This window comes from Rhodoferax sp. (assembly GCF_034519335.1).
Lineage (GTDB): Bacteria > Pseudomonadota > Gammaproteobacteria > Burkholderiales > Burkholderiaceae_C > Allorhodoferax.
The window spans coordinates 113576-135279 of record NZ_JAXHOL010000030.1; the positions used below are offsets into that span (position 1 = coordinate 113576).

The 21704-nt window shown below is 63.9% G+C and carries 18 protein-coding genes and 1 pseudogene; 9 read left to right on the forward strand and 10 right to left on the reverse strand.

The features are described 5' to 3' along the window. Positions 1-134 precede the first annotated feature (134 nt). The 3 genes from U5O12_RS13455 to U5O12_RS13465 all read left to right on the forward strand — a co-directional run bounded on the left by U5O12_RS13455 (position 135) and on the right by U5O12_RS13465 (position 3005). On the forward strand, positions 135-614 hold the full coding sequence (locus tag U5O12_RS13455) for a helix-turn-helix domain-containing protein (protein WP_322579132.1): 480 nt from the start codon (positions 135-137) through the stop codon (positions 612-614). A 186-nt stretch (positions 615-800) separates the two neighbouring features. Then, positions 801-1475, forward strand: a complete 675-nt coding sequence (locus U5O12_RS13460; protein ID WP_094481361.1) for a response regulator transcription factor — start codon at positions 801-803, stop codon at positions 1473-1475. Positions 1476-1559: 84 nt separating this feature from the next. Beyond that, positions 1560-3005 (forward strand): sensor histidine kinase, encoded by a 1446-nt coding sequence (locus U5O12_RS13465; protein ID WP_322579133.1) that lies wholly within the window; start codon positions 1560-1562, stop codon positions 3003-3005. A 17-nt stretch (positions 3006-3022) separates the two neighbouring features. On the opposite strand, the gene U5O12_RS13470 is transcribed toward U5O12_RS13465, so the two are convergent. From U5O12_RS13470 to U5O12_RS13480, 3 genes and pseudogenes are all read right to left on the reverse strand, one after another. Further along, positions 3023-3616 (reverse strand): SPOR domain-containing protein, encoded by a 594-nt coding sequence (locus U5O12_RS13470; protein WP_322579134.1) that lies wholly within the window; start codon positions 3614-3616, stop codon positions 3023-3025. A gap of 70 nt (positions 3617-3686) precedes the next feature. Beyond that, positions 3687-4466 (reverse strand): biotin--[acetyl-CoA-carboxylase] ligase, encoded by a 780-nt coding sequence (locus U5O12_RS13475; RefSeq protein WP_322579135.1) that lies wholly within the window; start codon positions 4464-4466, stop codon positions 3687-3689. 121 nt (positions 4467-4587) lie between these two features. Beyond that, positions 4588-5067, reverse strand: a pseudogene (locus U5O12_RS13480) (SET domain-containing protein); the annotation flags it as partial. Between the two features lie 102 nt (positions 5068-5169). Between U5O12_RS13480 and U5O12_RS13485 the strand changes: the two are divergent. Both U5O12_RS13485 and U5O12_RS13490 read left to right on the forward strand, forming a co-directional pair. Beyond that, positions 5170-8115, forward strand: a complete 2946-nt coding sequence (locus U5O12_RS13485) for a DNA topoisomerase III (protein WP_322579136.1) — start codon at positions 5170-5172, stop codon at positions 8113-8115. Between the two features lie 53 nt (positions 8116-8168). Continuing rightward, entirely contained in the window at positions 8169-9110 is a 942-nt protein-coding gene (locus U5O12_RS13490) for a cation diffusion facilitator family transporter (protein WP_322579137.1), read from the forward strand. Positions 9111-9119: 9 nt separating this feature from the next. Here the strand turns inward: U5O12_RS13490 and U5O12_RS13495 are convergent, their stop codons facing one another. The 3 genes from U5O12_RS13495 to U5O12_RS13505 are packed head-to-tail and all read right to left on the reverse strand — an operon-like array spanning position 9120 to position 11253. Further along, positions 9120-9722 carry a TIGR00645 family protein gene (locus tag U5O12_RS13495; RefSeq protein ID WP_322579138.1) on the reverse strand — a complete coding sequence of 201 codons (603 nt, stop codon included), beginning with the start codon at positions 9720-9722 and terminating at the stop codon, positions 9120-9122. Between the two features lie 16 nt (positions 9723-9738). Next, entirely contained in the window at positions 9739-10554 is an 816-nt protein-coding gene (locus U5O12_RS13500) for a D-hexose-6-phosphate mutarotase (protein ID WP_322579139.1), read from the reverse strand. A 51-nt stretch (positions 10555-10605) separates the two neighbouring features. Further along, a complete protein-coding gene (locus tag U5O12_RS13505) occupies positions 10606-11253 on the reverse strand; it encodes a pyridoxamine 5'-phosphate oxidase family protein (RefSeq protein WP_322579140.1) in 648 nt (215 codons plus the stop codon). Between the two features lie 104 nt (positions 11254-11357). Between U5O12_RS13505 and U5O12_RS13510 the strand changes: the two genes are divergently transcribed. From U5O12_RS13510 to U5O12_RS13520, 3 genes are all read left to right on the forward strand, one after another. Then, positions 11358-12809, forward strand: a complete 1452-nt coding sequence (locus U5O12_RS13510) for a PLP-dependent aminotransferase family protein (RefSeq protein WP_322579141.1) — start codon at positions 11358-11360, stop codon at positions 12807-12809. A 71-nt stretch (positions 12810-12880) separates the two neighbouring features. Next, positions 12881-14770 carry a DUF3857 domain-containing transglutaminase family protein gene (locus U5O12_RS13515; protein WP_322579142.1) on the forward strand — a complete coding sequence of 630 codons (1890 nt, stop codon included), beginning with the start codon at positions 12881-12883 and terminating at the stop codon, positions 14768-14770. Positions 14771-14778: 8 nt separating this feature from the next. Beyond that, positions 14779-15402, forward strand: a complete 624-nt coding sequence (locus U5O12_RS13520) for a hypothetical protein (protein ID WP_322579143.1) — start codon at positions 14779-14781, stop codon at positions 15400-15402. 13 nt (positions 15403-15415) lie between these two features. Here the strand turns inward: U5O12_RS13520 and U5O12_RS13525 are convergent, their stop codons facing one another. The 4 genes from U5O12_RS13525 to U5O12_RS13540 form a co-directional block, all read right to left on the reverse strand. Continuing rightward, positions 15416-16276 (reverse strand): AraC family transcriptional regulator, encoded by an 861-nt coding sequence (locus tag U5O12_RS13525; RefSeq protein ID WP_322579144.1) that lies wholly within the window; start codon positions 16274-16276, stop codon positions 15416-15418. A 3-nt stretch (positions 16277-16279) separates the two neighbouring features. Beyond that, positions 16280-16765 (reverse strand): GyrI-like domain-containing protein, encoded by a 486-nt coding sequence (locus U5O12_RS13530; RefSeq protein WP_322579145.1) that lies wholly within the window; start codon positions 16763-16765, stop codon positions 16280-16282. A 143-nt stretch (positions 16766-16908) separates the two neighbouring features. Continuing rightward, positions 16909-18759: a diguanylate cyclase domain-containing protein gene (locus U5O12_RS13535; protein ID WP_322579146.1), complete on the reverse strand. Its 1851-nt coding sequence runs from the start codon at positions 18757-18759 to the stop codon at positions 16909-16911. A 97-nt stretch (positions 18760-18856) separates the two neighbouring features. Beyond that, positions 18857-19642, reverse strand: coding sequence for a transporter substrate-binding domain-containing protein (locus U5O12_RS13540; RefSeq protein WP_322579147.1), 786 nt, complete (start codon positions 19640-19642; stop codon positions 18857-18859). Positions 19643-19865: 223 nt separating this feature from the next. Here U5O12_RS13540 and U5O12_RS13545 point away from each other — a divergent pair, with 223 nt between their 5' ends. Beyond that, positions 19866-21695, forward strand: coding sequence for a DEAD/DEAH box helicase (locus U5O12_RS13545; RefSeq protein ID WP_322579148.1), 1830 nt, complete (start codon positions 19866-19868; stop codon positions 21693-21695). Positions 21696-21704 lie beyond the last annotated feature (9 nt).

Here is a 21704-nt window from a genome sequence, read left to right on the forward strand (position 1 = left end):
TTGAAAATCAACGGGTTGGTTCGGCACAGCCATCTGGATTTAACAACAGGCTGGATGCTTGAACAGTAGTTTAAGCGCGCTTGTTGCACGGCGTAAATACATTTATTGGTCAGTTTGTATTACTATATTTAGGCATGCCTGATTTGCCCTCCGTCCATACCGACACGTGGCGCCACAACCACCTGGGCCACTGGCTGCGCCTGGCACTGGAGCGCTTTGACGCACGGGTGCTGGAGCTCATGGCGCGCCACCCCGGTGTGCCGCTGGGCCTGTCGAACCTGGCTGAACGCGGACAAGTGGGGGCCGCCCACATTCACATCACGCGGCATTTGGCGGTGGAAGGCGCACGCTTGACCGACCTGGCCCAGCGCGCCGGCATGACCAAGCAGGCCATGGGCACGCTGGTCAGCCAGTGCGAAGCCTGGGGCATGGTGACACGGGAAGACGACCCGGCCGATGCGCGCGCGCGCCGCGTGCAGTTCACGGCCACGGGCCTGGCCTGGCTGGGCGCCTACCAAGAAGCGGTGGCGCAGGCCGAAGACGAGTTGCGCCACGCCATCAGCCCCGAAGTCGCCACGGTAGTGGCCTTGGGTCTGGAAGCGTACAGCGCCTGAGCATGCCCCCACGCTCCGCCGCTACGCAGGTCGCTGCCCCCAAGGGGGCCAACTTGCCTTGGGGCGGCCCTGCGGCAAACTGGCATGCCCCACGCGCCTCCTTTGGCGGGCAAGTCGGGCGCAAGGGCGCGCGCCTAGAATGGCAAAAACATTGCAGCAACGCGCCGCCCGAGCGAGGAGACACCCATGCGAATACTCATAGCCGAAGACGATCAGGTGCTGGCCGATGGCCTGCTGCGCGCCCTGCGCAGCGCCGGTGCAGCGGTCGACCACGTGGCCAGCGGCACCGAAGCCGATGCGGCCCTGATGACCAACACCGAGTTTGACCTGCTGATCCTGGACCTGGGCTTGCCCAAGATGCATGGCCTGGAGGTGCTCAAAAAACTGCGCGCGCGCGGCTCTTCGCTCCCCGTGCTCATCCTCACCGCGGCCGACAGCGTGGACGAACGCGTCAAGGGCCTGGACTACGGCGCTGACGACTACATGGCCAAGCCCTTCAGCCTGCAAGAGCTGGAAGCCCGCGTGCGCGCCCTGGTGCGCCGCGGCATGGGCGCCACCAGCGCCAGCATCAAGCACGGCCCACTGACCTACGACCAGGCCGGCCGCGTAGCGACGATTGACGGCAAGATGGTGGAACTGTCGGCGCGCGAACTGGGCCTGCTGGAAGTGCTGCTGCAGCGCGCCGGCCGCTTGGTGAGCAAAGACCAACTGGTGGAACGCCTGTGCGAATGGGGCGAAGAGGTGAGCAATAACGCCATCGAGGTCTACATCCACCGCCTGCGCAAGAAGATCGAGAAGGGGCCCATCCGCATCGCCACCGTGCGCGGCCTGGGCTACTGCCTGGAAAAGATTGCGCCCTGAATCTATCGCTATGCTTTTCATAGCTACTCGCGCACACTTTCCGGGGGCTAAGGCCCTGTTTGGCTTGAAAATCAGCCGCCCCCGATGAAGCTCTTTCAGCGCGAGCAACGCAGCCTGTTCGGGGAAATCCTGGACTGGATGCTCACGCCGCTGCTGCTGCTGTGGCCGGTGAGCCTGGTGCTGACCTGGCTGGTGGCCCAGGGCATTGCGGGCAAGCCCTTTGACCGCTCGCTCGAATACAACGTGGGCGCACTGGCCCAGCTCATCACCATCCAAAGGAACCAGGCCCAGTTTGTGCTGCCGCTGCCCGCCCGAGAGCTCCTGCGTGCCGACGACGCCGACACCGTGTACTACCAGGTGCTGGGCAGCCAAGGCGAGTACCTGAGCGGCGAAAAAGAGCTGCCCCTCCCCCCTGAAGACGAACGCCTGCCCCCCGGCGAGGTGCGCATGCGGGACGTGGATTTCAAGGGCGTGGACCTCAAGGTGGCCTACATGTGGGTCAAGCTGGACCTGCCGCACGGCAAACCTGCCCTGGTGCAGGTGGCCGAAACCATGGACAAGCGCTCGGTGCTGGCCACTGAGATCGTCAAGGGCGTGATGCTCCCGCAGTTCGTCATCCTGCCCCTGGCCGTGCTGCTGGTCTGGCTGGCGCTGGTGCAGGCCATCAAGCCACTCAACAGCCTGGAAGAACGCATCCGCGCGCGCAGCCCGGACGACCTGAGCCCGCTGGACGTGGAGGCCGTGCCGCTGGAGGTGGTGCCCCTTGTGTCCTCGGTGAACGACCTGCTGATGCGCCTGAAGGACTCGATCGCCACGCAAAAACGCTTCCTGGCCGACGCCGCCCACCAGCTCAAGACCCCGCTGGCCGGGTTGCGCATGCAGGCCGACCTGGCGCAGCGCCAGGGCGCCAGCGCGGAAGACCTCAAACAATCCTTGCGCCAGATTGGCCGTTCCAGCATTCGGGCCACGCACACGGTGAACCAGCTGCTGGCGCTGGCCCGCGCCGAGAGCAGCGGCGCGGTGCTGAGCCACCAGCCCTGCGATCTGGCGCGGCTGACCATGGAAGTGGTGCGCGACTGCGTACCGCGCGCCATGGACAAGCACATTGACCTGGGGTTCGAGGGCGTGCAACCCGGCACCGAGGGCGTCAGCATCGCCGGCAACCCGACCCTGCTCAAGGAGATGGTGCGCAACCTGGTGGACAACGCCATCAACTACACGCCCAGCAGTGCCGACAAGCCCGGCGTGATCACCGCGCGTGTACTGCTGGATCCATTTAGCAAGGCACTGGTGCTGCAGGTGGAAGATTCAGGCCCAGGCATCCCCCTGGCGGAGCGGGAGCTGGTATTCCAACCGTTTTACCGCGCACTAGGGAATGAAGCCGATGGCTCAGGCCTGGGCCTGCCCATCGTGCTGGAAATTGCCCGCCAGCACCACGCCACCATTTCGGTCGAAGATGCCAAACCGAATGCAGCCATGCCTGGCGCCAGTTTCACGCTGCGCTTTCACCAGCCACCCGATGGGGGCTGAACGGCCCGCAGTGACGATCAAGAACAGTTTTTGAAAGATCTACCGGCCAAGGCGGGTTTCAGGTCGGTCAGCTTGGCACGCAACATTTCAGTCAAGGCTGGCAGTTTGAGTACGCTGGCAGTTCCCTCTTCGCGCTCCTGCACCACCTTGGCAGTGCGGATTCCCTTGGGGCCCAGCCGCGACAACTCAGCCTTGGCCGCAGCCTCGGTCTCGAAACCGCCCAGGGAGAGGCCCATTTCAAGCGCAGGGTTGCTCACGCTTTCGGACTTGATACCCATGCCATTGAGCTCCGTCCGTTTTTTGGCCAACAACTCAGCCGTAGCGTACTTGCCCATATAAACAATCCAACGGGCAGGCAGCTTGCCCTCCTCCATTTGCCAGGACCCCGAGGGCAGCGCAGATTCAAGCGCCTTGCGCAAGGCAACTGCCTGCACCTCGTCAAATGGCCCCGCCTGCAAACACTCCTTGGGCGCCAGATCAGCCTGCACCTGGGCCTCGACCCGCTTGATCTCACTGGCACTGAGCAGCTTGATGCTGTCGGGCTTGATTTGCTGCGCCATGCGTTGGGGCTCGCTCACAGGCGCCGGGGCAAAACCATAGGCCCGCAGCATGCCATGGCTCCAAGCGAAAAACAGACCATTGGCGAGCAGTAAAACCAGGACAAGCAAACGCAACATAAAGTCAGGGCACCGTGGCAGGGGGCGCAGGCCGCACACTGACCTCCGCGCTGTTAATTTTGAGCAATCCCTGGTCAGTATGCACCAGCAAGGCGCCGCTGGCATCCACACCACGGCCGGTACCGGTCACACCATCGCTGCACACCACTGTTTGCCCGTAGAGCAGGTCGCGTGCATGGAAGGCCTGGCGCAAGGGCGCAAAACCCTGCACCACAAATTGCTGGACCGCCTGCGCCAAAGGCAAGGCCACACGTGCCAGCACCGCCGGGGCCGTGGCTTCGGGCCACAGCTCCTGCAGCGCAGCAGGCGGGGTGCGCAGGTCGGTGGCGTCGCGCGGCGCGATGTTGATGCCAATACCGATCACGGCATAACGCGTATCGCCCACACTGGCGGTTTCAATCAGGATGCCGGCCAGCTTGCGCTGCCCCAGCCAAACGTCATTGGGCCACTTCAGACGCAGGTCCGGGTGCAGGCTCTCCACCACGGCCAGCCCCACCGCCAGGGACAAACCCGACCAATCAGCCGGCACCAAGGGCACGCCCAGCGAGAAGGTCAAGGTACCGCCATCGCCCTGGAGGTCGCTTTTCCAGTCACGCCCCAAACGCCCGCGGCCGGCCGTCTGGCGCTCGGCCACCAGCAGCACCGGGTCGTGCTGGCCGGCGCGGGCACGGCGCATGAGTTCGCTGTTGGTGGAATCAATCTCCGGCAGGATCTCTACGGAGAAGCTGGGCCACTGCGGGCTCACAGCCTCCCAAATGGCCTCGGCTTGCCATTGGATTGTCATGACGAGCACGCCTCCGACGCGCAGTGCCTGAACCCAGAAACGCGATGGATCCGGCTCTGCCGGTCCATAGGCGTTGCCCCCTTGAGGGGGAGGCGGCAGGAGCCGCCACGGGGGGGAGTCATTTCTTTGGGGAGAGCAGGGTGCCGCGGCAGTTCTTGCTGCCGCACCAGCAGGGGTACTCGGCCTTGAGCTTCTTGGTGTAGCGCTCATCGATGATGAGGCCGTAGTCGTAGTTCAGCTCTTCACCGGCCTTGATGTTGCGCAGCGCCTTGATGAAGACGCGGCCCTCCACCTCGTCGGCTTCGCAGTTGCCATCGCAGGAATGGTTGATCCAGCGCGAGGAGTTGCCGCCATACAGCGCGTCGATCACGTCGCCGTTTTCCAGGGAGAAGTAGAAGGTGTGGTTGGGGTCTTTGGGGTCGTGGGGGTGGCGGTCTTGCGCCTCCTGCCAGCTGATGACCTCGCCCACGTACTCGATGATGGTTTCACCCTCGGCAATGTCCTGCACCGCGAACACCCCCTTGCCATGCACCCCGGAGCGGCGGGCCTGGATACGCCGGCTGTTGGCAGGGGTGGAGGAAATCACTGGGTTTTTTGCCACGGGTCGAAAATTTGGTATGGTGAATCGTATGGGCGCGCATGTGTGCGTGCCTGCGTGTGCAAGTGCGCGCCTGCGCGCACGCGAGAACTGGATTGTAGTCAGATGAAAACATTAGTTATTGCGGAAAAGCCGTCGGTCGCCCAAGACATCGTGCGGGCACTCACGCCCACAGCAGGCAAGTTCGAGAAGCATGACGAATACTTCGAGAGCGACAGCTACGTCGTCTCCAGCGCGGTCGGCCACCTGGTAGAGATCCAGGCGCCCGAACAGTACGACGTGAAGCGCGGCAAGTGGAGCTTCGCCCACCTGCCTGTCATTCCGCCGCACTTTGACCTCAAGCCCGTGGACAAGACCAAGACGCGCCTGAACGCCGTGGTCAAACTCGCCAAGCGCAAAGACGTGGACAAGCTGGTGAACGCCTGTGACGCGGGCCGCGAGGGTGAACTCATCTTCCGCCTGATCGAGCAGTACGCCGGTGGCGCCAAACCACTGGGCAAGCCGGTGAGCCGCCTATGGCTGCAGTCCATGACGCCGCAGGCCATCCGCGACGGCTTTGAGCACCTGCGCACCAATGCACAAATGCAGCCGCTGGCCGACGCCGCGCGCTGCCGCTCCGAGGCTGACTGGCTGGTCGGCATCAACGGCACCCGTGCCATGACGGCGTTTAACAGCCGCGACGGTGGCTTCTTCCTGACCACGGTAGGCCGGGTGCAGACGCCCACACTGTCGGTGGTGGTGGAGCGTGAAGAACTGATCCGCAAGTTCGTGAGCCGCGACTACTGGGAAATTCATGCGGCATTCCATGCCGAGGCCGGCGAGTATCCCGCCAAGTGGTTCAACCCGGCACACAAGAAGGATGCGGACGACGCCGAGAAAAAGGCCGACCGCGTCTGGAGCCTGGCCGAGGCGCAGGCCATTGCCAACGCCGTGCGCGGCCAGCCCGCCACCGTGACCGAAGAGAGCAAGCCCACGACCCAGGCTTCTCCCCTGTTGTTTGACCTGACCAGCCTGCAGCGCGAAGCCAACGGCAAGTTCGGTTTTTCTGCCAAGACCACCTTGCAGATTGCCCAGAGCCTGTACGAACGTCACAAGGCCCTGACCTACCCGCGTACCGATTCGCGCGCCCTGCCCGAAGACTATGTGCCCGTGGTCAAGCAGACCTTCGAGATGCTGGCCGACAGTGGCATGCGCCACCTGGCGCCGCACGCGCTCACCGCGCTGAACAACAACTACATCAAGCCCACCAAACGCGTGTTTGACAACGCCAAGGTGTCGGATCACTTTGCCATCATCCCCACCCTGCAAGCCCCCAGCGGCTTGAGCGAGGCCGAGCAAAAGCTGTATGACCTGGTGGTGCGCCGCTTTATGGCGGTGTTCTTCCCCAGCGCGGAATACCAAGTCACCACCCGCATCACGACGGCTGCCCAGCATGCCTTCAAGACCGAAGGCAAGGTGCTGGTCAAACCGGGCTGGCTGGCCATTTATGGCAAAGAGGCTGCTGCGGAAGTGGAGGACGCCAAGGAAGGCGACAAAGGCCAGAACCTGGTGCCCGTGGCGCCCGGCGAAAAGGTCAAGGGTGACCCGGTAGACCCCAAGGGCCTCAAGACCAAGCCGCCCGCACGTTACTCCGAAGCGACCTTGCTCGGCGCCATGGAAAACGCCGGAAAGACCGTCGATGACGACGAGTTGCGCGAGGCCATGGGCGAGAAAGGGCTGGGCACCCCAGCCACCCGCTCCAGCATCATCGAAGGCTTGATCGCCGAGAAATACATGCTGCGCGAAGGCCGCGAGCTGATTCCCACCGCCAAGTCCTTCCAGCTCATGACGCTCTTGCGGGGCTTGGACGTGCAAGAGTTGACCAAGGCAGAGCTCACCGGTGAATGGGAATACAAGCTGGCCCAGATGGAACAGGGCAAGCTCAGCCGCGAGAACTTCATGGCCGAAATTGCCGCCATGACCGAGCGCATGGTCAAGAAGGCCAAGGAATACGACCGCGACACCATCCCCGGCGACTACGCCACGCTGCAAGCGCGCTGCCCCAACTGCGGCGGCATCGTCAAGGAAAACTACCGCCGCTTCACCTGCACGGGCCAGAGTGGCACCGAGGACGGCTGCGGCTTCTCGTTTGGCAAATCGCCCGCCGGACGCACGTTTGAAACCGCGGAAGTGGAGCAATTCCTGCGCGACAAAAAGATTGGCCCGCTGGACGGCTTCCGCTCCAAGGCCGGTTGGCCGTTCACGGCCGAGATGGTGATCAAGTTCGACGAGGAAACCAAGAACTACAAGCTGGAGTTTGACTTTGGCGACGACAAGGCGGGCGAGGACGATGGCGAGATCATCGACTTCAGCGCCCAAACTGCGCTGGGCGCATGCCCCAAGTGCGGCGGCAACGTCTTCGAGCATGGCAAGAACTATGTGTGCGAAAAATCGGTACCCACCGATGCCCAGCCCACGCCCAGCTGCGACTTCAAGAGCGGCCAGATCATCTTGCAGCAACCCATCGAGCGCGAGCAGATGCAAAAGCTGCTGGCCACCGGCAAGACCGACCTGCTGGACAAGTTTGTCTCCATGCGCACGCGCCGTGCCTTCAAAGCCATGCTGGCCTGGGACGCCGAGGCCGGCAAGGTGAACTTCGAGTTCGCCCCCAGCAAGTTCCCGCCACGCAAAACCGCGTACAAGGCTGCCGCCAAAACCACAGGCGCTACCAAAACAGGAGCTGTCCGCGCAGCATCCACGGGGGCTACGGCCAAAAAGGCACCAGCGAAGAAGGCTGCAGCGGCCAAGGAGGCCAAACCCAAAGCCCCGCGCAAAACCACGGCAGCCAGCGGCAAACAGCCCAGCGCCGCACTGGCCGCTGTGATTGGCGCGGAGCCGATTGCCCGCCCGCAAGTGATGAAAAAGCTGTGGGACTACATCAAGGCCAACGGCCTGCAAGACGCCAAGGACAAGCGCAGCATCAACGCCGATGCCAAGCTGCTGGAAGTGTTTGGCAAGCCCCAGGTCACCATGTTCGAGTTGGCCGGTATCGCCGGCAAGCACCTGAGCTAAGCAAGCCTTAAGGCGGGGACTGCAGACTCGGCGATCTTTACAGGCACAGCCCCATGAACTTCGCCGAAACTGACGACCCCGAACACAGCCTCCACAGCGCGGCCCAGCGCACGGCAGCCGCCACCCGCAGCACCTGGGTCAGCGTGGCGGTCAACCTGGTGCTCAGCACCTTGCAAATTGTGGTGGGTGTGCTGGCCAAGTCCCAGGCGCTGATCGCTGATGGCATCCACTCGCTGTCCGATCTGGTGGCCGACGGCGTGGTGCTGCTGGCCAACCACCACAGCCAGAAAGACGCCGACGACGACCACCCCTACGGTCATCAACGGTTTGAGACCGCAGCTTCGCTGGTGCTGGGCCTGCTGCTGCTGGCCGTGGGCGTGGGCATGGTCTGGTCGGCGGTCAGCAAGCTCGAAGACACCAGCACCATCGCCGTGGTGCACCCCGTCGCCCTGTGGGTCGCCGGTGCCGCACTGGTGTCCAAAGAGCTGCTGTTTCGTTACATGCTGCGTGTGGCCAAAGCCGTCAAGTCCAGCATGTTGGTGGCCAATGCCTGGCATGCGCGCTCGGATGCGGCATCGTCATTGGTGGTGGGCCTGGGCCTGGCGGGCAATCTGCTGGGTTACCCACTGCTGGACCCGATTGCCGCGCTCATCGTAGGCCTGATGGTGGGCAAGATGGGTTGGAGCTTTGGCTGGGACGCCTTGCATGACCTGATGGACCGGGGCCTGGACGAAGCCGAGGTGCAGGCCATCCGCACCACCCTGCTGGCCACGCCCGGCGTGGCCGGTGTGCACGATGTGCGCACGCGCAAGATGGGGGATATGGTGGTGGCCGACGCCCACATTGAAGTGGACGCCACGCTCACCGTGGAGGCGGGCCACAACATCGCCGTGGCGGCCCGCGCTGCGGTGCTGCAACGCCATCGCGTGCTCAACCTCATGACCCATGTGGACCCGGCGCGCCGGCTGGATGCCGACCACCTGCCGCCGGGTTGAGTTCCAGGCTCAGTGCTTGTCGGGGTGGGTGCTGGTCAGCAGCTTGTCGGTGTAGGCAATGGCCAGTGCGCTGAACAGGAACACCACGTGGATGATGGTCTGCCACATCAGCACCTTCACGTCGTAGTTGGCGGCGTTGATGAAGGTCTTGAGCAGGTGGATGGAGCTGATGCCGATGATGGCGGTGGCCAGCTTCACCTTCAGCACGGAGGCATTCACATGGCTCAGCCACTCGGGCTGGTCAGGGTGCCCATCCAGGTCCATGCGGCTCACAAAGGTCTCGTAGCCGCCCACGATCACCATGATCAGCAGGTTGGAGATCATCACCACGTCGATCAGTGCCAGCACCACCAGCATGATGATGGTCTCGTTCAGGGACGTAATCTGCACATCGGACTTGTAGCCAATGCTGGAGATCAGCGCCTGCAACGCGGTCTGGCTACCAAAGGCGGCTTCCAGCAGGTGCACCAGCTCCACCCAGAAGTGGAAGACATACACGCCCTGGGCAGCGATCAGGCCGATATAGAGCGGCAGTTGCAGCCAGCGGCTGGCAAAAATGAAATTGGGAATGGGGCGCAGCGAAGTGCGCGCAGAAGGCTTGTTGGCGGCCATGGAGAGCTCAGTTAGGTTATCGGTCCGGGGTGGACAGGTCGCGATTGTAGGAAATCACGGTGACACCTTCCCAGCCCGTACCAGGAGCCAAGGCGACCGGCTGCGCCACGGCGGCCGGTTCCACACACACGAAGTCGCGCCAACCGCCGGCTGGCAAGTCCCCCAGCACCGCATCAGGGCCGGGATTCCACACCACCACGTCGCGGAAGCCCTTGTGCGTCAAGTGCAGGGCACCGCGCGGGCTTCGCAGCTGCAAGGGGCCGGCCACGGTTTCAAACACCTGGTCGATCGGGTCCTGCAAAGTCAACGCAGCCCCGTGAGGCAGCACACCGCCCAACACGGTCTGCGTGACGTCACCCACCGCAAAGTAGGTGTGCAAGGCCGCATGGAAGGTCAACGCGGTGCTACCGGTGTTCTGCACGGCCAGCGCCAAACGCAGCCCTTCGGGCAGCAAGCTGACAGTGAGCGTGCAAACGCAGGCATGGGGCCACAACGGATCAGCCTCCACGGCGTTGTGCAACTGCAGAGACATGCGGGGCTCCGGTGCGGCGGCCTCCATGGGCAGCAAGGTCCAGTCGCGCATGCGGGCCCAACCGTGGCGCATCAAGGGACCGCGCTCCGAGAACTGTGGAAAGATCACCGGCACCCCACCGCGCACGGCCTGCGGCCCCTTGAGTGGTGACTTGGGGCTGCAGTACAGCCGCTCTGTGCCACTGGCATCGACCCACGAGATCACTTGCGCGCCGCGCAGCAGCACGGTCACGGTATCGCCCGCCGGGCCTTGCAGGCGCACAGCGGGGGCTTCATCGATCAACAGCGTCTGGCAGTTCATGCCGCGCAGTTTATCGGGTGGTGCTGGGCTTGGAGAGGTAGCACCTGCTTCCTACGCTGCCCACTGCTGCACATAGGCCGGTGCGGGCACTGTGCACCGCGGGTCCGCCACGGGCACACCGCGCTGCTGCACCAGCGGCAGCACACCGGCCCAGGCGGCCACGACCATGTCGTCCTCGTCGTCGTTAGGGCCGCCGGTGCGCACCTTGCAGGCCGCCTCAGCCAGGCTGATGCGCATCACCGTGGTAGCGGCAAGCTCCTTGTCGTTGCCGGGGCGGGCCTCGTGTTCGCGGCCAGGGGCCAGGTGGCGCATGAAGGTGTCCAGCGCCGCCGCCTTGTCGTCCACCTTCTCAAACTGGCCATAGACCATGGCCGAGCGGTAGTTCATCGAATGGTTGAAGGCCGAGCGCGCCAGCACCAGGCCGTCGATGTGGGTCACCGTCACGCAGGCCTGCGTGCCCTGGGCCAGCAGTTTGATCAGGCGCCCGCCGTTGGATCCGTGGATGTAGAGGTGCTCCCCCTCGCGCCAGCAGGCGGTGGGAATGCAGTGCGTGCCTTTGTCGTCCACAAAGGCCACGTGGCACACATAGGCCGCGTCCAGAATGGCGTGCAGCGTGGTGGCGTCGTAGTGCGCGTTTTCGGCAATGCGGCGGACGCGGGTGCGGTCACTGGGGGCGGTGGGCTTGGTCGTGGTGGTCATGGCAAGGCAAGTGAAGTAAGGGCCACACTGTAGAACGCATATGGTTCCAAATTAAGATCCACTCTTGCTCTATTTTCTAGAGCCACGATTTTCTGGGTCACCCTGTGGACTACCAACTGCTCTTCTCCCGCTACACCGCCACTCCGGCGCACGCCCGCTGGTCGCGCCAGCGCCAGCTGCACGAATGCCTGCGCAGCGCCATTCGCAGCGGCCTGCTGGGCAGCGGCGTGCGCCTGCCCGCTACGCGCACGCTGGCCCACGACCTGGGCGTGTCGCGCAACACCGTGCTCTACGCCTACGACCAGCTCGCCACCGAAGGCTTTGTGCTGCCGGACCGGCGTGGCACCGTAGTGGCGCAGGCCGCCGCACCCCAAGCCGCGCGCCAGGCAGCGCCGTTGCGCGTGGGTTTGTCCAAGCGCGCGCTAGCCGTGCCCACGCGCGACACACCCGAGACCCCGGCCGCGTTTGCGCCCGGGGTGCCCGCGCTCAAGGAGTTTCCCGTCACGCTATGGCGCCGCCTGCTGGACCGCGCCTGGCGCGACCTGCGCACCGCCCAGCTCAACTACGCCGAGCCCACCGGCGAGCCCGCGCTGCGCGAGGCCATAGCCAACCACCTGCGCGTGGCGCGCGGCGCGCTGCTGGACGCCAGCCAGGTCATCATCACCGACGGCACCCAGAGCAGCCTGGACCTGTGCGCCCGCGCCTTTGCCGACGCAGGCGACAAGGTGTGGGTTGAGAGCCCCGGCTACCAGGGCGCGCTGGCCGCGTTCAAGGCCGCACAGCTCCAGCCCATGGGCATGGTGGTGGACCAGGAGGGCATCGCCCCCACTGCGGCCGACTGGCAACGCCACCCACCGAAGCTCATCTACGTCACCCCCTCGCACCAGTACCCCACGGGCAGCGTGCTGAGCCTGGAGCGGCGCCTGGCCCTCATTGCCAACACGCGTGCAGCGTCCGCCCTCATCATTGAAGACGACTACGACAGCGAGTTCCGCCACGACGGGCCACCACTGTCCTGCATGCAAGGGCTGGCGCCAGACGCCCCTGTGCTCTACCTGGGCACCTTCAGCAAGACCATGTTTCCTGCGCTGCGCATTGGCTTTGTGGTGGTGCCCGCAGCGCTGGTAGCGCCACTGAGCGCCATGCTGGCGCGCACCGCACCGCGCGGGCGCGCGGCCGACCAGCTGGCGCTGGCCGAGTTCATGCACAGCGGGCATTTCAGCCTGCATCTGCGGCGCATGCGCCGCCTCTACCGCCAGCGCCGCGATGCGTTGGTGGCGGCGCTAGAAGCACAGCTGGGCGATGTGGCCGATGTGTACGGCGGCTCCGCTGGCATGCACCTGGCGCTGCGCCTGCGCAACCCGCGTGCGGACGATGCCGCCATGAGCCGCGCCCTGCTGGCCCAGGGCGTGGTGGCCCCGGCGCTCAGTGCACAAGCCGTGGGCCAGCGCGTGCAGCCGTGGCGTGGCTTCTTGCTGGGCTATGCGCAGGTGCCGGTGGAGCAGATGCCCGGCCTGGTGAAGCAGTTAGCCAATGCAGTGCATCAGGCCCGTTAAATACCTTGGATATGATGGCCACGGACGGCCTTCGCGCGGGGTTGTCTGACTTACCAAAGGGAGCAATAAATATGAGATTCATGCGATACGCGGCGCTGGCCGCGGCATTGGGCATTTCGGCTTATCAAGGCGTATGGGCCCAAGACGCGGCCAACGACAAAGCACCGGTTGTGTCCAAGAAGTGGCACCTTCAGTACGACCTGGCTGCGGATGGTCGCTCCACCCAAACTTTTGAGTCGCTGAACGAAATCCTGCAATCGCGGGCTCTGGAGGGCATGAAGTCCTATTCGTTTTCCTTCAGCACCAGCATTCAAACCGGAGAGATTCTGGAGGCCTACACCCTGAAGAAGGACGGCCGCAAGATCGAAGTGCCCACCACCAACTTTCAAAAAACCACCAACCAAGGGCGCAGCGGGGCATCGCCCATGTTCTCGGACCGCACCAGTCTCTCGGTGGTGTTCCCCGATCTGGCAGTTGGCGACTCAGTGGGCATTCGGTATTCCATCGCTGACAAGGAACCCATCTTCCCCGGCCACTTCTCCATGACGCAAGGGTTTTCGGCCTACAGCGAGTACCAAGACGCACAAATCACCTTGCGCGCACCCAAAGGGCTGAAGCTCGGCATCGAATCCCACCAGGTGCAGCAATTGCCTGTGGTGGAAGACGGCGACATGCGCACCTGGCAGTGGCGCTACACCAATGCAGTACCACTACGCTGGGATGAAAGCGACGACGGCATTTGGCGCATCGACGAAAGCCCGTCCGTCGTGGTGTCCACCTTTGACAGCTACGAAGCGATTGCCAAAGCCTATGGCGACCGCGCCCTGCCCAAAGCGCTGCCGACTCCGCGCATTCGCGAGCTGATGTCGTCCATCGTGGGCGAGGAGAAAAAACCCGCCGAGCGGGCCCGCCTGCTGTACGAATGGGTCTCTCGCAACATCACCTATGGTGGCAATTGCATTGGCGTGGGTGCGGTGGTGCCGCGCGATCTGGATGTGGTGCTGGACAACAAGATGGGCGACTGCAAAGACCATGCAACCTTGCTGCAGGCCCTGCTGGCCGCTGCCGATATTCGAAGCGAGCAAGTGTTGATCAACTCTGGCGGCCTGTATGACCTGACCAAGATTCCCGTGGTGTCCCTGGTCAACCACGTGATGAACTTTTTGCCCGACCTCAACCTTTACGTGGACGCCACGGCCAAAGAAGTGCCCTTTGGCTATTTGCCCTGGGGCAGCTATGCCAAGCCTGTCCTTCATGTGGGCCGGGCCAACGCGATTGCCAAAACACCAGACCAGCAGTACGAAAAATCCGAACAACGCGTGAGCATCAAGCAGCGCATTGAGAAAGACGGCAGTGCCACAGGTGAACTGCAAGTGGCGCTGCTCGGCTTGTCCGCAGCAGACGCCCGCGCCTACATGCGCGACCTGGACAAGGATGCCGAGCGAGACTTTGTAAAACGCGCTCTGAGCGCCTATGGGTTCAAAGGCAAAGGCACTCTGTACAAGGGCAATACCGATGGTTTGTCGGACCAATACAGCTTCCGCCTGAGCTACGAGGTGTCCAATTACCTGGAGGGCGGTGCGTCGGGTGCCATGGTGTTGTCCCCGGTCATTTCCACGCCCTTGCCGGTCATGGGGTTTGCCAATGTCAAAGGCCGCATTGAACCGAACCGCCGCCACTCCTGCCACGGGTTTTCCAGCTACGAGACCTATGACATCACACTCGCCCCCGGCATCAAATTTGTGTCGCTGCCACCCGCCAGCAAGGTGCGGTCTGCCTTGTTTGACTACACCGCCAAATTCCAGCGCACCAAAACTGGGGTTCAGGTTGAGCGCTCGGTACAAGACAAAACACCGGTAAGCATTTGTTCGGCACAGATGGCCGCTGAACAGCACAAACAAGCGCTGCTCGCCGCCGAGAACCTGCGCACCCAAATCCTGTACCAACGGCAAACCCGCTGAAACCCACCATGGCCTCTTTCGAAACCGAATTCCTCGACAACTACCTGAAGTTCGGCCTGGGGGCCATGCCCAAGGCGGACATTGATGCGCTGGTGATGCACCTGCTGGACCAGCATGGCTTTGGCGGCTCCGGGCCCATGGCGCGGCTGAACAACCAGACCGTGAGCGAGCGGCTCAAGACCCCGGTAGTCAAGGTAAAAAAGCTGCGCTACGAAGCCGCGCTCAAGTTTGGTGGCCGGGTGGAAGACCAGGCCGCCGGGCGCCTGCTGGCGGCACTGGCCAACGCCTCGCTGGAGCCGCAGGGCGACAAGATCTGCCTGATCATCGAAGACACCCTGGCCAAAAACTGGCTGCAAGGCCAGCTCAAAATCCACCAGCACATCTTCGACCACCCCTTCAGCACCGAGATCATCCGCGTCTCGGCAGACGGCTTGTTTCAGGTGCTGGAGTCTTTGTTTGCCAAGAAGGAGCTGGCGGCTTTTCGCGCGGGCTACAACAAGGCCAAGGATGTGAAGGACGCGGCCGAGCGCAAGAAGCTGTTCAAGGGCATTGCCATGGACTTTGCCAAAGACGCCGCCAAGGCTGCCGGTGGCACGGTGCTGGCGGTGGTGAAGGGGCAGCTGGGGCTGTAAGCAGCACGCGGTCCTAGCCTGCCAGCGGCAGGTAGATGTCGGTCAGCAAATCCGCCGGTGCCGTGTTGCCGGGGTGGTTCAGATAGTCCTCAAACACAGGCAGGTTGGCGGCCTCGTGGCCGGACTGGACCAGCCACTGGCCATAGAGCCACTGGTAGGCCGCGCGGATGCTGGCGTAAGGCCCCCGGTAGCGCAGCACGGCGCACAGGCCGCCGCCCAGGGTGAAAGGCTGCAGCGGCGTGGCCAAGGCGCTGGTGTGGTCTGGCGGCAGGCTCAGGCCTGCGCGGCTGTGCAGCTGCGCTTCGGGCACGGCGTAGGGGTCGTCGTAGTACACGGCCATCCAGCGCGTGTCGGGCCGCATCAGGCCCTGCGCCGCCATGGACGCATGCGTCTGCCCAAAGGCCTTGCCCATGCGCATGTACGAGCCCACATGCGCCACACCCGCAAGCTGCACCGCAGGCACGTGGCGCACCTGCACCGTGTGACCCGCAGCCTGGGCCTGCGCCAGCCCCTGGCGGAACACGGAGTGGCCGCCCTCGGCCCGGTAGCGCGATGGGCTAGTGCCATACAAGCCGCTGAAGGCGCGCGTAAACGACTGCACATTGGGGTAGCCGCACTTGCGCGCCACCTGTTCAATGGGCAACGCCGTGTTGGCCAGATAACCCGTAGCGCGGTGCAGCCGCAGGCGGCGCACGGTGGCGGCAATGGTCTCGCCATACAGCGCGTTGTAGACACGGTGCCAGTGGTAGGGCGAAAGGTGCGCCACCTCGGCCAGGCGGGCCAGATCCAGCGGCTGGTCCAGGTGGTCGTGAATGTAGGCCTGCACCCGGCTCAGGCGCTCCGCGTAGTCCGTCCAGCTATGGGCTTTGTTCATGCCCTAGTGTCGCTCCAGCCCGATGGAGATGCTGATGTCGCCATGGGCGGCGTAGCGCTCGTATTCGGCCACAAAGGTCTTGGGCAGCGTGGTCTGCGCCCACACGGCGCCCCAGGCTGGGCCCACTTGGTCAAAGCTGGCGGGCACCACCGGAAAAATGGCGCGGCGCGAAGCCGGCACCACCACCCGCACCATGCCCGCAGGCACCGGCGCATCGGGCGCCACCTGCGCGCCAATCACCAGCGAATACAGGCCCGTGTTGTCGCGCCCGGCGTTGGCAAAGTGGGTGTAAACGGCCAACACATCGCCATCAAGCCGGCCGCTGATGCGGTCCAGCACACCCTCTTGCCCAAAACGCTGCCAGTGCGGTGGGATGGTCTGCATGGCCTCTTGGTTGGTGGTGCGCAGCTCGATGCCGACCACGGTAATGGCCTCGGGCTGGGCTGCAAGGTGGTGGGGAAACTCGGACGGGGCTTGGAGCGTGGACATGGTGCGATGGCCTGTGGGGATGAAGACAGGCTGCAGTCTACGAAAGCGGGCCTGACATTTCTTGCGGAGTTGCAGCTGCCGCCATTGCTATGTTTTTGGTAGCTGCTTGCGCAATATCCATGGGCCTTAGGTGCCAATTTGGCTTAATAACCCGCCAGCACCGCCTGGTTGCGCCCCCGGGCTTTGGCCTGGTACAAGGCGGCGTCGGCCTGGCGCAGCAGGTCTTGGGGCGTGACGCCAACGCCGGGCACCACGCTGGCGACGCCGCAGCTCACCGTCACCACGCCAAAAGGCGACTGGGCATGCGCAGCACCCAGCGCTTGCACGGCGTGGCAAGCGCGCTGCGCCAACAGCAGGGCGCTGGGCCCGTCGGAGGCCGGAGCCACCATCACAAACTCCTCGCCGCCGTAGCGGGCCAGCACATCGGTGGTGCGGCCCACGCTGGCCATGGCCTGCGCCACTTTGCGCAAGCACTCGTCGCCCGCTTGGTGGCCGTAGTGGTCGTTGTAGCGCTTGAACAGGTCCACATCCAGCATCACCAGCGCCAGCGGCTGGCCCAGGCGCTCCAGGCGCGCCCAGGCCTTGCGCAGCTCCTGGTCAAACTGGCGGCGGTTGGCAATGCCGGTCAGGCCGTCCACCATGCTGAGCGCCTCCAACTTTTCGTTCAGCGTTTGCAGTTCGCGCGTGCGGTCGTCCACCCGCTGGGCCAGCTCGCGCTCCGAGGCCTGCAGCGTCTCCACCAGCTTTTGTTTGGCCAGCACCAGGTCGCTTTGGGCCTTGAGCTTCTCGCGGCGCATTTGGTTAAAGCGGTCGGCCAGCGCAAAGGCCAGCAGCAGCATCTCCAGGGTGGAGCCCGCCTGCAAGCCGTCCACCGTGAGCACATTGGTGGGCAAGATGCCCAGCGCGCGCAGCAGCGTCATCAGCGAGCCCGCCATCAGCATCGCAAACGCGCCGCCAAAAAAGTACGCCGCACGCATGCGCCGAACCATGCACCAGCCCACCACGCCCAGCAGCAGCACACACGACACCACAAACAACCAAATGGTGAAGCGCGCCACCGACTGCACCGCCGTCCAATACAAAAGCGGCATGAGCGTGTGCAACACCATGCCCGCGCGCAAGCCCACATCGATGCGCGGCAGGTGCTGCGCTGTGCCCAGCATGCTGCGCATAAACGCCATAAAACACACCAGCCCCCACGAGGTGGCCATGTAGTAGTTGGGGTTGGTCCAGGTCAGGTGCTGTGGCCACAAAAACTCGGAGGCCATGCCCGTCTTTTGCCCCAGCGCCAGCACCGAGAACACCACAAAACACACATACAAGGCATAGGCCCGGTCGCGCAGCGCCACAAACAACATCAGGTTGAACAAGGCCATGGCCAGCGCCACCCCAAAGTACAAGGCCTGCACCATGTAGTCTTGCCGCTCGTGGTGCGCAAAGTCGGGCTCGGCCCACACGCGCACCGGCACGATCAGGCCAATGGTGGACTGCACCCGCAGATACAAGGTGAGCGAGCTCTGGGCCGGCACTTGCAGCGGAAACACAAAGTTGCGGTTCTCGTGCGCGCGGGTGGCAAACGGCATGTCGCCGCCGGTGGCGGTCTCTACATAGCGCCCATCGGGGCCGGGGGCGTACAGCGTCACATACGAAATGCGCGCATTCACCACATCCAGCATCTGGCGCGCAGCCTCGGGCGCGGCGTTGGCCAGCTCCAGGCGCAGCCAAAACGCAGAGCGCGTAAACCCCAGCGCCAGTGCGTCTTTGCTATCAGCGGTCCCGGTGAACTTGCCCTGGGCAAAGGCCTGCTGCGCTTGGGCCAGGGTGAGCGTGGCGCTCGGGTCTTCCAGCAGCTGCAGGTGTGTGGTGGCGTCTTGCGCACTGGTGCCCGGCGGTACCACTGGCATTGCCAGTGCCGCGCAGGCCATTGGCCACACCAGCACCAGCGCCACGCGCGCGAGCCGGTTTGCAAGCCAAAGCACCCAGTTCACTGCCATTACTCCCCTGTTTGATGTTTTTAACCGCCGGGCCAAGAGCTTACGCCCTTTCAGAAAAGCCCTGTGTGGCGGCCTGGCCGCGGGCCCGCACCGCTGGCTAATGCTGGGGCGGTGCGTACTTGCGCATCAGCTCTGGCATCTTGTCGTGCCGCAGCTTGCCCAGCCTGGCCCACAGGCGCTCGGCGCGCTCGGGGTCTTGGGCCACAAACTGGTGGCTCAACATCAGGTAATAGGCCTTGGTTTCCAGCGGAATGGCGATCTTCTCCACGTCGTGCATGGGGCGGGCCGCCAAGTAGCTGTCGCCCACTTGCTCTTGCATCGCGTAGGCCATGATGCGGCCCATCGAGAGCTTCTGAAAATTTTGCTCCGTGGTCTTGGCGTCTTCGGTCTTCAGGCCCCAGCGGCTGAGTTCGGCGCCAATGGAAAACGTAGAGTTGAACCCAATGCTGCCCTCCCCCAGACCCGATACCGTGCGCCCATCCCAGCCAAACGGTGAGCCCTTGAGCCGGTAAAACATATAGGACTGGCTGAACACCCGTGCCGATTCGTCGGGCTTGCCGTCCCGCATCGGGTAGCGGCCGTAGGGCAAGCGGTCTGGCGAATACGAGTAGGCAAAGGCCGCGTCAATCTCGCCGCTCTGCAGGCGCCTGAAACCGCGCAGCTGCGGCGCGCGCTCAAACACCACCTCCAGCCCCATCTCTTGGGCCGCCATGCGCACCAGCTCCACGATGGCACCGGGCGGGTTGGCCACGCCGGGTCCGTGGCCCATCTGGTAGGGCGCCACCTCAATGTCGGAATACGCCACGCGCAAGGTCTGCGCCCACACTGGCGCCCCAGCCCACAACATAGCCGCAGCAAACACAAGGGGAACACCGCGTTTCATGGCTGGCACCAACGTCTGATCACAAGGCCCCCAGTATTGCCCATGCCGGGCGGCTGTCAAGCACTATTAATTTGATAGCTGCTCGCGCAACATGCACGGCCCCTACAGCCTGTTTTTATTGCAAAATCCCCACACCCCCTGCAGCCGCTACTAGCCCAAACGGAGCTTTGTTGGCATCATGCTTACATAACGATACAACTCACTCAGGGAGGGTGACCCCGGAATGGCAACGCTGATTCCTTCATTAGGCGCGTGCGTCTCACGCATGACGACCGGCGAACGCCGACTGGCCGAGCGGCTGGAGCAAAAGCTGGACGACGACTACCGGCTTTGGTATGACGTGCCCATGGGCCCGCGCAACACGCACCCCGACTTTTGTGTGCTGCACCCGCGCCGCGGCATCCTGGTGCTGGAGGTGAAAGACTGGAAGGTGGGCAGCACCATCTTGCGGGCCAACAAGCAAGACTGGGAGATCATGGGCGACAGCGGGCCCAAGACGGTGATCAACCCGCTGGAGCAAGCCCGCCAATACGCCCACGCCGTGACCAACGCCCTGCAGCGCGACGCGCAGCTGGTGCAGCCCGACGGCCCGCACGCGGGCAAGCTGGTGTGCCCCTGGAGCTACGGCGTGGTGTTCCCCTTCATCACCCGCAAACAGTTTGAAGCCGCCGAGCTGCAGCACGCCATAGAGCCCCACCGCGTCATCTGCCAAGACGAAATGACGGAGGCCGTGGAGGCCGAAGACCTGCAAAGCCGGCTGTGGGACATGTTCCCCTTTGGCATGCGCGGCGCCTTGAGCCTGCCCCAGATCGACCGCGTGCGCTGGATCATGTTCCCCGAAGTGCGCGTGCAACAGGGCGCGCTGTTTGACGACCACGACCACTACAACGATGAAGGCGCCACCCTGCCCGACATCATGCGTGTGATGGACCTGCAGCAAGAACAACTGGCCCGCAGCCTGGGCGACGGGCACCGCGTCATTCACGGCGTGGCAGGCTCGGGCAAAACCATGATCTTGGGATACCGCGCGGAGTACCTGGCCAAGGCCAGCACGCAAGCCAGCAAACCCATCCTCATCCTCTGCTTTAACGAACCGCTGGGCGTGAAGCTGCACAGCGTCATGCAGGCCAAGGGCTTGGGCAGCCGGGTGCATGTGCGGCATTTTCATAAATGGTGCCGCGAGCAGCTGGTGGCCTATGGGCAAACGCTGCCGGGTCAATCTAGCAGCGAGCGGTATGCCGAAGAACTGGTGCAACGAGTCATAGCGGGCGTGGACCGCAAGCAAATCCCCAGCGGCCAATACCAAGCGGTGATGATCGACGAAGGCCACGACTTCGCACCCGAATGGCTCAAGCTGGTGACGCAGATGGTGGACCCCACCACCAACAGCCTGCTGGTGCTGTACGACGACGCGCAAAGCATTTACGAACGTGCGCGGTCTAAACAGTTCAGCTTCAAAAGCGTGGGCATACAGGCGCAGGGGCGCACCACCATCCTGAAGATCAACTACCGCAACACCCGCCAGATACTGCACACCGCCAGCCTCGTCGCCGCCGACCTATTGACTGCGGATGACAAAGACGACGACGGCATCCCATTGCTGAAGCCCGTGAGCTGCGGGCGCGAGGGGCAAGAGCCCCTCATCATCAAACTGCCCACCCTGCAGGCAGAAGCAGAAGCCATTGCCGACCACCTGGCCCAAGCCCACCAAGAGGGCTTTGCGTGGGGCGACATGGCCGTGCTGTGCGCAGACACCAAGACGCGCGACCTGTGCGCCCGCACCTTGGCGCTACGCAAGCTGCCGGTAGAGAACCGGCTGGGCTCAGGGGACTTTGACCCCACCAGCAACAAGATCAAGGTGATGACCATGAAGGTCAGCAAGGGCTTGGAGTTCCCCGTGGTGGCGCTACCCGGCGTGGGGCATATGCCTGCGGCGGGGGAAGACGAGAAGGAAGCGGCGCGGGTGTTTTATGTGGCGGCTACGAGGGCTACGCAGAGGTTGCAAGTTACAGTCAGTGGCGACAGCGGGTTTGGGGCAAGGCTAGGAACATGAAAAGGCTAC